General features: G+C 39.2%; 15 protein-coding genes. 1 reads left to right on the plus strand and 14 read right to left on the minus strand.

Translation table 11 applies throughout. The annotated features are described in order from the left end of the window. The 14 genes from FM038_RS12800 to FM038_RS12865 all read right to left on the minus strand — a co-directional run bounded on the left by FM038_RS12800 (position 1) and on the right by FM038_RS12865 (position 13452). The gene (locus FM038_RS12800; RefSeq protein ID WP_142871294.1) at positions 1-978 is read right to left on the minus strand and encodes a type II secretion system F family protein; all 978 of its coding nucleotides are present in this window, start codon (positions 976-978) and stop codon (positions 1-3) included. A gap of 11 nt (positions 979-989) precedes the next feature. Next, positions 990-2315, minus strand: a complete 1326-nt coding sequence (locus FM038_RS12805) for a TadA family conjugal transfer-associated ATPase (RefSeq protein ID WP_142871295.1) — start codon at positions 2313-2315, stop codon at positions 990-992. A gap of 1 nt (position 2316) precedes the next feature. Then, positions 2317-3597 (minus strand): CpaE/TadZ family protein, encoded by a 1281-nt coding sequence (locus FM038_RS12810; protein ID WP_142871296.1) that lies wholly within the window; start codon positions 3595-3597, stop codon positions 2317-2319. 66 nt (positions 3598-3663) lie between these two features. Then, positions 3664-4122: a TadE/TadG family type IV pilus assembly protein gene (locus tag FM038_RS12815; protein ID WP_142871297.1), complete on the minus strand. Its 459-nt coding sequence runs from the start codon at positions 4120-4122 to the stop codon at positions 3664-3666. Further along, a complete protein-coding gene (locus FM038_RS12820) occupies positions 4119-4586 on the minus strand; it encodes a TadE/TadG family type IV pilus assembly protein (RefSeq protein WP_142871298.1) in 468 nt (155 codons plus the stop codon). Before FM038_RS12820 ends, FM038_RS12815 begins: the two co-directional genes overlap by 4 nt. A gap of 11 nt (positions 4587-4597) precedes the next feature. Beyond that, entirely contained in the window at positions 4598-5908 is a 1311-nt protein-coding gene (locus tag FM038_RS12825) for a TadE/TadG family type IV pilus assembly protein (protein ID WP_142871299.1), read from the minus strand. Positions 5909-6037: 129 nt separating this feature from the next. Continuing rightward, the gene (locus tag FM038_RS12830) at positions 6038-6325 is read right to left on the minus strand and encodes a hypothetical protein (RefSeq protein WP_223292853.1); all 288 of its coding nucleotides are present in this window, start codon (positions 6323-6325) and stop codon (positions 6038-6040) included. A 16-nt stretch (positions 6326-6341) separates the two neighbouring features. Beyond that, positions 6342-7790, minus strand: a complete 1449-nt coding sequence (locus FM038_RS12835) for a type II and III secretion system protein family protein (protein ID WP_142871300.1) — start codon at positions 7788-7790, stop codon at positions 6342-6344. Between the two features lie 45 nt (positions 7791-7835). After that, positions 7836-8648, minus strand: coding sequence for a Flp pilus assembly protein CpaB (cpaB, locus tag FM038_RS12840; protein ID WP_142871301.1), 813 nt, complete (start codon positions 8646-8648; stop codon positions 7836-7838). A gap of 36 nt (positions 8649-8684) precedes the next feature. Continuing rightward, positions 8685-9998: a DEAD/DEAH box helicase family protein gene (locus tag FM038_RS12845; RefSeq protein WP_142871302.1), complete on the minus strand. Its 1314-nt coding sequence runs from the start codon at positions 9996-9998 to the stop codon at positions 8685-8687. 2 nt (positions 9999-10000) lie between these two features. Then, positions 10001-10576, minus strand: a complete 576-nt coding sequence (locus tag FM038_RS12850; protein WP_195873010.1) for an A24 family peptidase — start codon at positions 10574-10576, stop codon at positions 10001-10003. Positions 10577-10667: 91 nt separating this feature from the next. Continuing rightward, on the minus strand, positions 10668-10868 hold the full coding sequence (locus tag FM038_RS12855) for a Flp family type IVb pilin (protein WP_195873011.1): 201 nt from the start codon (positions 10866-10868) through the stop codon (positions 10668-10670). A 719-nt stretch (positions 10869-11587) separates the two neighbouring features. Continuing rightward, positions 11588-12001 (minus strand): helix-turn-helix domain-containing protein, encoded by a 414-nt coding sequence (locus FM038_RS12860; protein WP_195873012.1) that lies wholly within the window; start codon positions 11999-12001, stop codon positions 11588-11590. Continuing rightward, positions 11998-13452 (minus strand): L,D-transpeptidase family protein, encoded by a 1455-nt coding sequence (locus FM038_RS12865; RefSeq protein WP_195873013.1) that lies wholly within the window; start codon positions 13450-13452, stop codon positions 11998-12000. The genes FM038_RS12860 and FM038_RS12865 overlap by 4 nt, the downstream gene beginning before the upstream one ends. A 362-nt stretch (positions 13453-13814) precedes the next feature. On the opposite strand from FM038_RS12865, the gene FM038_RS12870 reads away from it, so the two are divergent. Continuing rightward, the gene (locus FM038_RS12870; RefSeq protein ID WP_195873014.1) at positions 13815-14099 is read left to right on the plus strand and encodes a hypothetical protein; all 285 of its coding nucleotides are present in this window, start codon (positions 13815-13817) and stop codon (positions 14097-14099) included. Positions 14100-14105: the final 6 nt, after the last annotated feature.

The raw sequence follows: 14105 nt of genomic DNA on the forward strand, positions 1-14105 counted from the left end.
TTACATGTCTATTTTAATTAATTTACTTATCCACCAACCACCGATGGTCATACCGGCAGCCCCCCACATCAATAGTTTCTGGCCCTCTTCGGTACCAGTGAGCTCCCCGACATATCCTGGGGTCTGTATATAAATCACAGCAAAAAGTACAAATGGTAATAATATTAGAATCCAAGCTGATAACCTGCCTTCCGCTGACAATGTTTTAACTCGTCGTCTAAATTTAAAGCGTTGTCGGATCACTCGGGATAAATTACCTATATTTTCGGCTAAATTACCACCTGTTTCCTTCTGCACCATAACCGCACTAGCAAAAGCCATCGAGGAGATACTTGGCACACGCTCAATGAAACCTAATAAGGCCCTTTTAGTATCTTTCGTGTAGTTAATATTAGCGAACATCAATTTAAACTCTTTGGCAATCGGGCCATCAAGCTCTTCTGTCGCTAATTTAATCGCATCAGAAAAAGAGTAACCAGCCTGCAGCGCTCGCCTAATCACATCCAGAGCATCGGGAAAGCTTGCTTCAATAGAATCCATACGCTTATTAGTATCTCTATTTAACTTGAAATTAAATAATATAACTGTGATACCAAATAGCGCCAATGTTATGGTTGGCTCATGGATAAAAGTCCATGAAATCAAAGCCACGATAGATGCGCTTATGAGTGTCATCAATAAATAGTGATGCCCCATTATCTTATAGTCCGCGAGCTCGAGTCGATAACTCAGATTTTCAATAAACTCTATTTTTTCTAGAGCCCGACCCATTCTGGTTACTTTCTGCAGACGGCTTTTTCTCAATAAGGATGTTTCATACACTTCGCCATCTGCTTTTTCTGATAATTGTTTTAACCTTTTTCTGACTAAAGCAGTATTCGCTCTTTGCGGGCTATAGACAGGTAGAAACAGGGCTTGAGATAAGAGAATAACGGCTAAAAAGATCAAACCAAGAAATATTACTTCATTAGAAAACATATGCTCCTCCCCTAAAAGTCAGCAAACGGATCACCTGTATTAAACAGCTCATAGGGAAGCTCTATACCATGTTGCTTCAACTTACTATGAAAGCCCGGGATCACACCAGTAGAGCTAAATTGACCTATGATGTCACCATTTTGGTCCTTGCCTTCTCGCACAAAATGGAAGATTTCTGACATGGTTATAATATCGCCCTCCATACCGTTTATTTCTTGAATGCTTGTTACCCTTCTTCCACCATCTTCAAGCCGCTCAAGCTGAACCACGAGGTCGATAGCTGAAGCAATCTGTGTACGGATATTACTTACTGGCATTTCAAAACCAGCCATGCAAACCATATACTCTAGCCTTCCCAATGCATCTCTTGGACTATTAGCATGTAATGTCGTTAATGAGCCTTCATGGCCAGTGTTCATAGCAGTTAACATATCCAACGCTTCGCCACCACGGACCTCACCAATCACAATTCTATCTGGTCGCATACGTAAACAATTTTTCACCAGTTCTCTTTGGCTAATTTCCCCCCGTCCCTCAATATTTGCTGGTCGCGTCTCTAACCTCACAGTATGAGGTTGCTGCAGTTGTAGCTCAGCAGAATCTTCAATGGTCACGATACGTTCATCACTTGGAATATAACCAGATAGCATATTAAGTAATGTGGTTTTACCACTACCTGTACCGCCAGAAACCAAGATATTCAACTTACCCGCCACAGCCCCACGCAATAGTTCAACCATAGGCGCAGTGATGGAACCATAACTAATAAGTTGCTCAGCTTTCAATTTATCGACTGCGAAGCGCCGAATCGACAGTGCGGGTCCATCTAATGCAAGAGGAGGAATGATGGCATTGACACGCGAACCATCTGCCAGTCTGGCATCAACCATAGGTGATGACTCATCAACTCGACGGCCAACACTGGAAACAATACGATCAATAATATTTAACAGATGAGCATTGTTATGAAACTTAATGGCCACTGGTTCTAGCTTGCCTCTACGCTCTACATAGACCCTATCAAAAGAGTTAACTAATATATCTGAAATAGTTGGATCGGCGAGCAAGGTTTCTAAGGGCCCGAGACCCAACACCTCGTCGATGATCATTTTAATAAGTTTATTTCTTGAACTGAGATTAATTGGTAGGTGCAAATCATTAATAAGTTTTTCGCAAATATCTGTAATCTGTTGCTTTGCTTGATCTTTAGAAATGGTTTCTATCAATGAAAGATCCATCACTGTGAGCAACTTATTATATAACTGCTCTTTAAGTATCAGCTCTTCCTGAGTTAACGGCTTAAACTCTAGACCTTCTTTATCTTGCATTAAGCTCATATTACTTTCCTAATATTCGATTCCAAAATCCATTTGAACTCGTCTCAGTATGTTGAGATTTCGGAAAAAAATGTTCAGTTACGCTACAAAGATCAATTAATATTTGTTCTCGTTTAGCGACATCTGTTATTGGGGTCCCCAAGTCGACACATTGACTCGCTAGCTTAAAGTCATTGGCCACGACAAAAATGGAGTTGACGCCCACTGTCTCTTTTATGTCTTTAAGCGATATCCCTGAACTGGTCTTTTGATATCGATTAACTAATATGTGAATTTTATCTTTTTCAATGCCCATGAAATTAACGAGTTGATTTACCACAGCTCGAGACTCACGAATACTCATAACATTTTGTTGCATCACAATTAAAATGTTCGCATTGGTCAGCATATCTGCATTCCACACTTCAGGCCCACGCGAAAGATCAATCATGACTTGATCATAGAATTGACGACACTTGAGCAAGAGTTCATTGGTATTTCTTAGCTCTATATCATCTGGTGCATTCAGGACACCAAAAGGTTCAGCAGCCAATAAATGAAGGTGACCACGGTTCGTCATCGCACCTTTCAACGCGATCTCATCGAGTGAATCTAACTCTTGGATTGCCTCAGTAATAAAATAGCTCGGCTCAAGCCCTAACATATGAGCCAAGGTTCCTTGTAATAGATCTGTGTCAAGTAACGCCACTTCACTTTCGTTTCTATCTGCCACAATGACAGACATACTTGTAGCGATAAAACTGGCACCTGAGCCTCCTTTACCATTTAGAACAGCTAAAACAGGAGCTAGGTCAGCTTTTTCAGCCAATTTATTAGCGATTTTATATAATGAGTTCAACAGCTCATTGACAGATCCATCAATGGGGATAAAGTCACTTACCCCTTGTTGAAAAGCTAACCTTAAAACACTCTGAGGAGTGTCTTGTCCTAGGATGATAATATCCACTTGATAGGTTGCAGCTAACTGTAATGCTTGTACTGCACTAGCCTCATCATTCGGTAACACCATCAATATTAAGTTAAACGGTCGAGCAATTGACTGACTACTGACAAATGGGTTTAAGGTTGAAATACTATTCCATGATAAATTTAGACAATTATCCAGAACAAGTTCGATATCCCCAACATTTTGATGTTGGCTATTGATCAGTAATGCGTGAACTGGGTATGACAATATTGAATTATTTTTTTGCATAACATCATTTTCAGAGCGAGTGATTGCGTTAGAGCCAGTCTCCTTTTCTTGATGACTAGATACGAGTAACTCCAGCGGCTTATCCATTCAGCGCTCCTCCCCAGACAATAACCTTACTACTGACTATAGTCAGAATTTTTAGATTCAGATTAATTAATTACAATCAATAAAACCGCTTCCAGGATCATCCTCATCAACATGGTATACTCCTAGGCTCTCTCTAGGCAGGTAGGTTGTAAATGTTGGCGAATTAATAACCTGGGCAAAACCAGGGATCAAAAAGTCATGTTGATAATTAGAAATATCGGCTCTTATTAACACAATATTGGTACCCGTTGCAGTATTACCAGACTCGTCAATATAAGTAATGGTAAGGTTCCCAGAAGATAGGTTAGGGATCAGCTTGCTATCATAAAATAGAGCCATATTGCTAATGTCAGAATCTCCTATTTGACAAACAACTGCCAGTCTCGCGGCTCTACGGGACGCCTCATGGAGTACATTAAATGTATACATTAAGCGCCCTACCTCTATGACTGCGAACAAAAGCAATAAGAATACCCCACCTACAATGGCAAATTCGACAGCATAAACTCCCTTTTGGTATCTCATATCGCTTTAACCGTATAGCTAACACTCATGTTAAAACTTAAATCAGAGCTCCCTTTTCGACCTAAACTGAAATGAGACATTCGTTCGCCAAACAATGGGGTCCAATCATAGTCAACTGAAATAGTCAGGCTATCAGTTGACGGTATCGCAATAATTGTGACATCAGAAGTTGATAAACCGTAGAGTAATGGCACCGAACCACCGATATATCCGTAGACCAAAATATCTTTTGTATTACTAATACAGTTTTGACAAGTTTCATCATTTAATGGGGCTGGTAAACTTTGTGTTGTATTTTGTATTGCAGTGGTAGAAAGGTATCTTCCTGCATCTCGGACTATTCGAGTCAGCTGACTGTATTGAAACAAGGCTCGACCTATCTCTCCTGTAGAGAAAATCAATAACAAAAGCATAGGAAGCATGATGGTAAACTCAACGGCAGCGACGCCTTTAGTTTTTTTCATCTTAGTTTACCTTACGAATCCGGACTATCTGGATCGCGATACAAAACAATTGTTGACGTGTTACTGACAAATCCAGGATCTAAAGAAGCAGATCCTGAACTCGAACAAACTTTAACAAATTCACCAATCACATGAGATTCATTACCTTTTTGACTTATATCTTGTGACAAGAAGAAACAGCCAATGCCTAAAACCGTAATGGTATTGGCACCGTTTGTCATACCATCACAAATGCCAACCACAACGGGTAGCTCTCGCCTACCGCCGGCTGAAATACTCGTATCGGTAGATACACCACCGGTATCACAGTTTGTCGTAGCATTTAATACATATTCGGCATGACTGTACTCCGCATCAGAGCCAGTAAAGGGAACTATTTCACCATTATTATCGACTTCGATTCTATCTCCCTGACAATTGTTGAAATCTCTGGGATGATCATCTGAATTAAGCCCCCCGCCCTGCCATTTACCAAAGCGGGTGTTCAACCCTTGTACAACCGGACCAACAGTATTTCCAGGCTCAGTAGGGACATCATCTCCAGCGCTGATACAAGAACCCGGAACGAACTCCCCAGCTAATGCTCTTCTTATATCAGCTCCACCAGAGGCACCATCCAGACGTAAGAGTTGAAAATTGCCAGGGCCAATGGCCGTGCCTTGATTTGAACCTGTCTTCATTACGTATAATTGGTCAATTGGCAATCCAAATGGCTTAGTGTCATCGATCAAATCTGGAAGATTAGGCTCTTCGTAGACTCCACACACCATCATAGGCACAACTTGATTTAAGCATTCGATATCAGAACTCTTACCAGCAACTGCTGAGGCTCTGACAATTTTATTAAAGTTCATTATTTGGGCAATAAAATTTACTAGTCCAACATTCTCAACTCGCACACGCACGTATAAGCTTTCTTCATCGAATATAGGAATAAAGGGATCGGGCCATTCCGAAAATTCAATAAAAATATTAGCTGTCACTTGGGTGTTGTTGTAGTTGGGGGCGGATTGTTCAACGCTAGTGTTTAGATCTCGATTTTCGGTAAACTGAAAGTTTTGAATCAAGATATTGGTCGCAGCTTCTCTAGCTTCATATAGACTCCCCCCACTTTGAAGGGTTTTAGCCGCGTAGAGTGCCGCAGAATCAACTGCATTTTGCAGCCTTCCTTTATCCAGCAACATATGCCCACTGTCTAAGGCTAAGGCTGCGACCGTCAGCAAAGCAAAAATACCTATGGTAAACATGACAAGAATAGAGCCGCACTGTCTCAAGCGCAGACTGGATGAACATGATTTCACTTTAGGGTTGGCAGAGTTCATCTGCAGGCCTTATCCTCATCATATTGAGGATTATACAATTACGTCTTCTATGGAATCCTTAGCAAATGAGACGTGATTTATTGGTACATTATAATTATTAATAGGTTGAAATTATTATCCCCTTTAATTTTAGTCTACTTTTATATTAATATGCTCTCGAGCCCGTTTTGGCGGGTAATGGCTTTCGCGATAAGCTTTGATTACTTGTTCACCGTATTGACCATCTAAAGTTCCAACTATCCCTTCATTTCGCTCTGGCGCATCCATGTCTAATATCTGTAACTGTTTCACCTGCAAATAGCTTTTATCCATTGGAAAATCATTTAACTCTGCGCAACCAAACAAACTCACGCCCATCAAGCACAATATAAAAGTCCGCTTGGACATTGATTTACTGTATCTATCATAAAAACTCATGTCACTATCTCCAACTTTAAAGTGAATGACCGTACTTTTGCTTTGTACCGCTATTATCTACCTTAACTTCACTTTCTACAGCTTCATAAGGTGTTTGGTGATGATCTGACTGGCTCTTCTTTTGCGACATTTGCCCTAACAGGTAAAATTCAACATCAGAAGGCGATACAAAATCATCAGTGGGTAAAGAGATATTTTTACGATTGAATGGCCTAACTAAACGAGGTGTCACTAAAATAACAAGCTCACTCTGTCCACTCTTAAAGCTCTTACTTGTGAATAACTGTCCCAATACCGGTATATCGCCTAAGCCTGGTAACTTATCTATATTCTCTCTGAGTGTATCGCTAATTAATCCACTGATAGCAATCGTTTGACCATCGGCTAATTCAACTGTAGTAGCCGTGGTACGCTTAACAATTGAAGGCACTATCAATGCTACATTCGACCCCCCACCCGATAGGGTCACAGAATTAGCGTTACTGACTTCACTCACCATCACATTAAGGTTTAAGTTGATCTGTCCAGAGTCAAGCACTGTAGGAACAAACCGAACCCCTACACCAAAATCTCTATATTGAATAGTCGTAGAGCCATTTGTTCCTGGAACAGGAATGGGGAATTCCCCACCAGATAGAAACTCCGCCGATTGCCCGCTCATCGCAGTTACATTCGGTTCTGCTAATACTTTTGCCAATCCATTTTGTTTAGCAACATCCAATGCAAAATTCATGAGTAGATTATCATTGAGATATCTGGCAAAAATACCTCGACTATCTATCGCAGCAGCAGGATTTAAATCAAAAGCGCCGCCTCCACCAGCTACACCACCGGAAAAATTGTCTCCTTGGCTAAATATAAAAAATTTTGAGTCAAATTGCTTAGCCACTTCTCTTTGCACTTCAGCAATAACAACTTCAAGCATTACCTGATGATCCCCACCAACAGTCATCATATTTAACACGGTACTTTTGATTTTAGAGACTGACGCAGCTCGTGCGTATGCCTCAGCTAATTCGACGGCTGTGTTCATCTTCTGTAAATTCGAGGCTTGACCACTTATCAGTAATTGGCCTTGTGAGGTCTGCACACCTAATTTTTCAGAGGGAAGAAACTCATGCAGACGCATTTTCAAGCCATTAAGATCGTGAGTGATCTCAATGTCAATCACTTCGACAAGCTGCTCGTTTCTGTCCCAAATCATAATGTTGGTGCTACCCAGTTTTTTACCTAGAACATAGAGCTCATTGTTAGGCAGTAATTTGATATCACCAATCTTTGGATTACCGACACTCACTCGGTGAACCGGATATCCAATCTTGAAAACTTTAGACTTAAAAATTGGAATATGTTTAATCTCTTTATCAATACCAGTTGGGCCGCCTGCATAACTTGAGAGGGAAATAAAAGATAAAAATATTGAACAAGTTGCTAGCCTCAGCAATCTAAGAATTAAACGTGCCATGGTGCACTCCTGTTTGACATTTATGGGACTCATTAACAACTAATGCTAATTACTGACCTTGATAACCTGCTCTTGCATCCCTTTTAATAGAAATACTTTAGATTTTGTCTCTGAAGGTAATCTAACAATAGCTTGTACTGACTGAGTTTTCGGCTCCGCCTCTTTTATCTGCTTTACATCAGGACCTTGTATCGATGCTAACTCTACCTTGGTTGAATCATTTGGATTTCGTAACGCGAGTTGTAACTTACCCCGGCCTTTTGCAATCATAATAACTTCAGCTTGTCCAAGGGTTAACTCTAAAGTGACAGCTCTGACTAATTTGGGTTTATTTTCATCGCTCGATGCCCGTTGATCGATAGCAAGTATTTTAACATTTGCTAATACCACATCCGTTTGCAATCGACCATCTCTTTTGAAAAGATTTAACACATCAACACGGTTTCCTGGAAGCAGAAAACCAGCGACACCGATGACATCATTGACTCTGATGGTTACAGCTCTCATCTGAGGGGAAATTAAACTTGCTAAGGTACTGCCTTCACCTTTTCGAGTCAGTCTCTCACTACGTAAAATCTCACCTGCATACAGGTTTTGCTTAACGACCATGCCCTCTGCTTCCTCGAAGGACTTGATTGCAGTTTCAGGGATCACTGAATTTGGCATTGCTAGAAGCTTTAGATGTTTTCTCTCAAGTATTGCCCCCAAAGGAGCAACTGTAGCCATAGTAACAACCCCAGTTGTAGCTTGAGGTGAATTCGCTTCGGTATTTGACTTCAACCAGCTTTGAGCCAAGAAGACCGCCGCGACACCAAAAATCAATGACAGTAAGACAAATAAAATAGTTTTATTGTTCATCAAAAGCTCCTTGGATGCTCATTGATAGCGACTAAATCACACAAAATAGATAGACCAAGCTTCAGCAATCAAAGACTTAGTGACCTCTCGTTTTAAACCCATAAAGCTAATTTGATCTGACATGATGCCTAACAGATCTCTTGGATAACACGGGATCAAGGGCTTCTCAAAAAGTTGATGATATTCAACAAGAAGGTGTTGATATTCATCTTCACGACAAACCAAGTTTTGTTCCTCACATACTTGAAACCATATTTTTCGATATAAGGGCTCATCTAATGCATCAAAGTGAATTTTGTAACCTAGTCTTCTTAAAAATGCATCATCAACAAGCTCATTAGGATCCAGATTAGTAGAGAAAAGTAAAATAAGCTCAAAAGGGATCTCAAAATGTTCACCTGATTGCAATGCAAGAAAATCTCTCCTCTCTTCCATAGGGATAATCCAACGATTAAACAATTGTTTAGCACTAATTTTCTGCCTACCTAAGTCATCCAGTAATAAAATTCCATTATTGGCCTTTAATTGTATTGGTGCCATATAGGTTCTACTGTGACTATCGAATTGTACTTCAAGCATCTCAGCAGTTAACTCTCCACCAGTGATCCTTAATGGCCGCTTGCATTTTATCCATCTAGGATCATGACCTTGAACCAGGTCTAATTGATTATTTGAAGCTTCATCGTCTATCCTATGATGAAGTTGAGGATCATATACTTGAATAATTTCATTGCCGATTGAAATGGCATACGGAATTAGCACCGAATCACCTAAGGTTGAATTTAAATTACGACAGAGGTAGCTCTTACCTGTGCCTGGAGGACCATAGATTAGAACCGGTCGACTTGAATTCAATGCGGGACCAATTTTATGCAATAATTCATTAGGTAAAACTAATGCCTTCAATCCATTCTGTAGCATTTCAAATGTTATCGCTTTTCGTCGACTAGACTGTTTACAGCAGATCTCTGAATATTGAGCCAACGGGACTGGAACTAACCCTCTGTAGCCACTTTTAGCAGAAGCTTGCTTAGCATACTCACTACCACTATGGCTTAACGCATATCGCATTTGCCCATCTGCAGTAGATTGCCGGTTTTCAACCCATGCAAGTTGCTTAGCGCTATCCAAAAGCTCTTGTACGATCCCGCCTGTTATCCCCATAAAAGAGACAATGTCTGCTTTAATTAACACCCCTCCAGCAAGTAAATGCTTGAGCATTAATTCGATTAAAATAGATTCTTGTATACCTGTTTGCGCTATCGTTTTAGCTCTAGGTGCTAGCTCTGAATTGTTTAATTGATCAAGTTTCTGAGGTTCTAGTGGATCATCGGTGCTAAGTCTCAGCATTGTTATATTCCCCACAGACCAAGATATTGATTCCAGTTAAAATAAAGCTCTAATATTTCGCTATCCAATGAGCAAGCCCATAACCAACCAATCGCTAAAGCGGGAGCATATGGCACCCGCTGACCCGCTGCTTCATCCGCTTCTGGTTTAAAATAACTTTGTAGATAGATACAGTCCCAATAACGTTTAAGTGTCTTGGCCAAACCAAGGAACCCTGTTTTCCAGATGATAAGAATGAGACTAGTTCCTGCTCCTGCGACGATGCCATAAACAATACTTGAGAATAGTAATTGAGGCCCCATTAAGGCACCAATCCCCATCATTAACTTAATATCACCAGCACCTAAGATTCGGAATAAGAAAGTCGGGAAAAGAATGATAAATGCTAAACCAAAACCAAATGTGGCCATTAGAACACCGGCGAGTTGTGCGAAATAGGCGTTTATTGCAAACCCACAAAATATGGCTAAGAGACAAAGTTTATTAGGGATCTTTTCTTGATACAGATCCATCACTATTGCAGATGTAAAAAATAGACCCGATAAGATAAGCTGAAGAGTTAATTGTGTGTCCGTCATAATCTGTCTCCGTAGACGTAATCACAAAGAAACAGATTTAGAAAATCTGCCCACTTCCATATGGGCTATTCTTAATTTCAAAGAATTGTTTCTAAGAACCTGAAGTACAGTCACTGCTCGCACCCGTTACGGCCGATGCTAGACAATTCAACTTAGCTGTAGCATTAGAACCTAGTTGATTAAAAGCTGCGATCATTCCACCAACCACCAGTCCGCCAGCAATTGCATATTCAACTGCCGTTAGTCCACTTTCGTCTTCTATAAAATCTATTAGTGTTTGTTTAATGTTCATGAGTTTTATCTCCAAATTTAACATCGGCACACGGCCAAAGACTTTTCATTGAACTTTTATAAGTGAAAGTGCTAGAACTTGTATTCACTTACTCATCTGCCTTAAGTGCTAAGTTTCAGAACATTTAAAGCTAACTTAAAAGTAGCAAATACATTCCGCGGTCTCTATGTGGAAAAAATAAGTGATCTAATAACAATTAATGACAGTGTCCGTTTATATGTTTTTTGTGAGTTTAGACGTGAGATTATAGATAAAGAAGTTATGTAACTACAGCTTAATGCATCAACCCAAAAACATATCCTCTGTAAAAACAAGGCGTTAAACAAGAGCAGAGCTAAGAGCATAAACAAATATGACAAATATGACAAATTGAAAATTTATCAACCTAAATAAAATCAGATCAAACATTTAATCAGTTATAACATCAAACAGGAGAATTAATTGATCAAAAATCACAAGAAGAGCCTTGGTGTACAAGCCATTTAAGGTGATTACTGAATATATGTATTATTAATATCGGATTAAAATAGTTTTCACTCGAGCTTTAGTAATATTCGAATGAAATCAAATTATGGATGGGTAATTAGTTACTTTCTCTGTACTCGAAACTTTGTGAAAGTTAGTACATCTCTAGTGAGTCTAGTGGTAAAAACGAGATAGTGCTATTTTTAATAGCACAGGTTACTTTTCAGTATTACTTTTATGCTTACTCTCTGGTCTTACCCTGCATAGCCTAAACGTTCAACAATTCGATAAATATTACTTATCTCATAACTGACACCAAAACTTTCCAAAATATAGGATTGGATTTCACTTCCATGCAGCTTTTCTGCCTCACTACTGGTTATTCTGTGCTTTATAAAAACTGATAACTGTTTAAGTTGCTCACTGGTTAACGCTGCAGGTCTCCCGATATGCTTCTTATCTTTTAATCCATCTAAGCCATAGCTTAGGTAGTTACTCACCCACTTATTGACACTTGTACGACTCACTTTTAGATAATCTGATATTTGATATCGGGATTTCCCTTCGTGAAAATGCAATAGAGCCAATAATTTCAATCTCATTCTTGCATTTTTTTCTTGGCGAATAAGCTTCATAAAATCTGGGGTATCTAAGCTATCATTAATCATTTCCCCTCCTCACGATCAAGATTATAGATATCGGCCCTAAACTGCAGCTTGCCCAGCTCATCAACCCAACTAGTATGATAAGTAATGTAAACTGGCAATTGCTCTGGTAATTTAAAAATGTGTGTGGAGTGATCTGAAAGAGCTGCATAAATATTCTTTAAGCGTTTATCGCTACGCATCAGATAGTCAGATAATCCCTTTGGATCAGAGACGCGAATACAACCATGGCTTAATGCACGATTATAGCTAAAAAACAAAGATTTAGTTGGTGTATCATGTAAGAAGATAGTGTCTTTATTTGGAATGGTAAAACGATAACGACCAAGTGCATTTTTAGGCCCTGGCGATTGTATCAACTGATGGTTTGTCAATAGCCCACTGAGTGACGACCCACTCACATTATTCATATCCACAAGCGTAAAATCGTCTAACTTTCTTAACTTAAAGTTTTGATGCTGCAGGTAACCAGGTTGTCTTATATCACGTGGAATAAGTTCTTTACTTACTATACTCCAAGGAGGCGTCCAGCTAGGATTCACAGTTAACTGAGTCAAAGCAGTGTTCATTGTCGGCGTCGGTGTTTGAGGTTTTCCCACAATAACCTTCATATCTAACACATTATCTTCTTTTTCTAACAATTTTAACTCAAAAGCTGGAATATTGATTTTCACATATCTACTGGGTAAAGCGCTGGGTAATTTAAACCAGCGCCATAAATTAAGTTGCATTAGAGTAACACGCTGTTGTGGAGTGACATTCAGCAAACCTGTCGTAAGTGTATTTAATTCACCATTAGCCTCAATACCATGGCGTTTTTGAAAGTTTTCAACACCTTTAATTAAACTCGGATCAAATATCGATGCTCTAACTGATAAAGGTTCAAAGGAGTTTAAGTCGCCTAAGTCTGCTAGCCGTTGCCTTAAAAGGAATATGTTGTTGTTACTTTGCCCTAGCCTGAAGTCCTCAGTTTTAAGTTGACTCCAACTCCTATTCACTAAAACTTTATAACGCCTTATCATACCTCTTAAACGAGAAACGCCATCATAGGGAGGGACCAACTTGGTGATATGCTCTGCAAAAGTATGCTCCTCAATCACTTCCCCCCTATTTGGTGATTCAAATGATTCAGAGTCTGTACTTATCCGTTGAATTTTATCTAAAAAATATATTGCAGCCTTGGTATAAGCACGATCTTGTTCTTCTTGCGTTGGTTTTCCTTCATCAAATTTCTGAGAATTTAAAAAAGTGGCAATTTCAATACCTAAATCATCCATTAACAAGCTAAAACTAACACCTTGTAATGTTAAACCAAATTCGTCAAACCAGATTAACTCCCCATCATTTGATTGATAAACATCTGTTGCTGTAATAGTTCGAGTTGATGAGAAGCTAGGAGCAGTGAACATCAACGTATAGAAGATTAAAGTGATCAAAATTGCATTTTTTTTCATCTTCAGCCTCCTGCGTTAATTTAAAGAAGCCCAAATCAATATTAACTCTGAAATTTATAGACTCTTAAAACCAGGTTGAATTATCACAAGTAAAACAACATATTAAAAACATAGCCCTCTTAAATCATTTACAGAAAAATCTTGAAAGGCTACTGGTTACATATATAAGATTTAGTACATAACGTCATAGATTACAAACTTCAACAAATTTGGTTAGTACAGTTTTTTTATCCAAAATACCTATGTGTCCACAAGTTGCAACTATACTTTCTTAAGATAATTAATCTATTCGTGTAGTGAAAAATTGTAGCTAACCCCGTTAGCTGATTTATCACTTCATATCGTTTGTTTAGGATATGTTCATGAAAAGACATTTTAATTTCATAATACAACTTGGCTTAACACTAACGATTGGATTGATTTTACTGGTGAATCTGGTACCTGCTTGGGCTGTTTATCAATCTAGAATGTCTATCAAAACTGATAAGCCATCAGGCTCAAGTCTAGCTGAACGTTATCTCATTCTGGGTGACTGGCCTGGGGATGCACAGATATCTACGGTTATTGAAGATAATCAGAATTATATTGTAGCTTCAGCAAGGAAAACCGAAAAAGATACATCAACTGCAAAAATACAAGATAAGTAGATGGAT

The sequence above is a fragment of the Shewanella eurypsychrophilus genome, assembly GCF_007004545.3.
Lineage (GTDB): Bacteria > Pseudomonadota > Gammaproteobacteria > Enterobacterales > Shewanellaceae > Shewanella > Shewanella eurypsychrophilus.

Coding starts and splice junctions, on each gene's coding strand:
- FM038_RS12800 (WP_142871294.1), bottom strand. CDS start 978: ATGTTTTCTAATGAAGTAATATTTCTTGGTTTGATCTTTTTAGCCGTT.
- FM038_RS12805 (WP_142871295.1), bottom strand. CDS start 2,315: ATGAGCTTAATGCAAGATAAAGAAGGTCTAGAGTTTAAGCCGTTAACT.
- FM038_RS12810 (WP_142871296.1), bottom strand. CDS start 3,597: ATGGATAAGCCGCTGGAGTTACTCGTATCTAGTCATCAAGAAAAGGAG.
- FM038_RS12815 (WP_142871297.1), bottom strand. CDS start 4,122: ATGAGATACCAAAAGGGAGTTTATGCTGTCGAATTTGCCATTGTAGGT.
- FM038_RS12820 (WP_142871298.1), bottom strand. CDS start 4,586: ATGAAAAAAACTAAAGGCGTCGCTGCCGTTGAGTTTACCATCATGCTT.
- FM038_RS12825 (WP_142871299.1), bottom strand. CDS start 5,908: ATGAACTCTGCCAACCCTAAAGTGAAATCATGTTCATCCAGTCTGCGC.
- FM038_RS12830 (WP_223292853.1), bottom strand. CDS start 6,325: ATGAGTTTTTATGATAGATACAGTAAATCAATGTCCAAGCGGACTTTT.
- FM038_RS12835 (WP_142871300.1), bottom strand. CDS start 7,790: ATGGCACGTTTAATTCTTAGATTGCTGAGGCTAGCAACTTGTTCAATA.
- cpaB (WP_142871301.1), bottom strand. CDS start 8,648: ATGAACAATAAAACTATTTTATTTGTCTTACTGTCATTGATTTTTGGT.
- FM038_RS12845 (WP_142871302.1), bottom strand. CDS start 9,998: ATGCTGAGACTTAGCACCGATGATCCACTAGAACCTCAGAAACTTGAT.
- FM038_RS12850 (WP_195873010.1), bottom strand. CDS start 10,576: ATGACGGACACACAATTAACTCTTCAGCTTATCTTATCGGGTCTATTT.
- FM038_RS12855 (WP_195873011.1), bottom strand. CDS start 10,868: ATGAACATTAAACAAACACTAATAGATTTTATAGAAGACGAAAGTGGA.
- FM038_RS12860 (WP_195873012.1), bottom strand. CDS start 12,001: ATGATTAATGATAGCTTAGATACCCCAGATTTTATGAAGCTTATTCGC.
- FM038_RS12865 (WP_195873013.1), bottom strand. CDS start 13,452: ATGAAAAAAAATGCAATTTTGATCACTTTAATCTTCTATACGTTGATG.
- FM038_RS12870 (WP_195873014.1), top strand. CDS start 13,815: ATGAAAAGACATTTTAATTTCATAATACAACTTGGCTTAACACTAACG.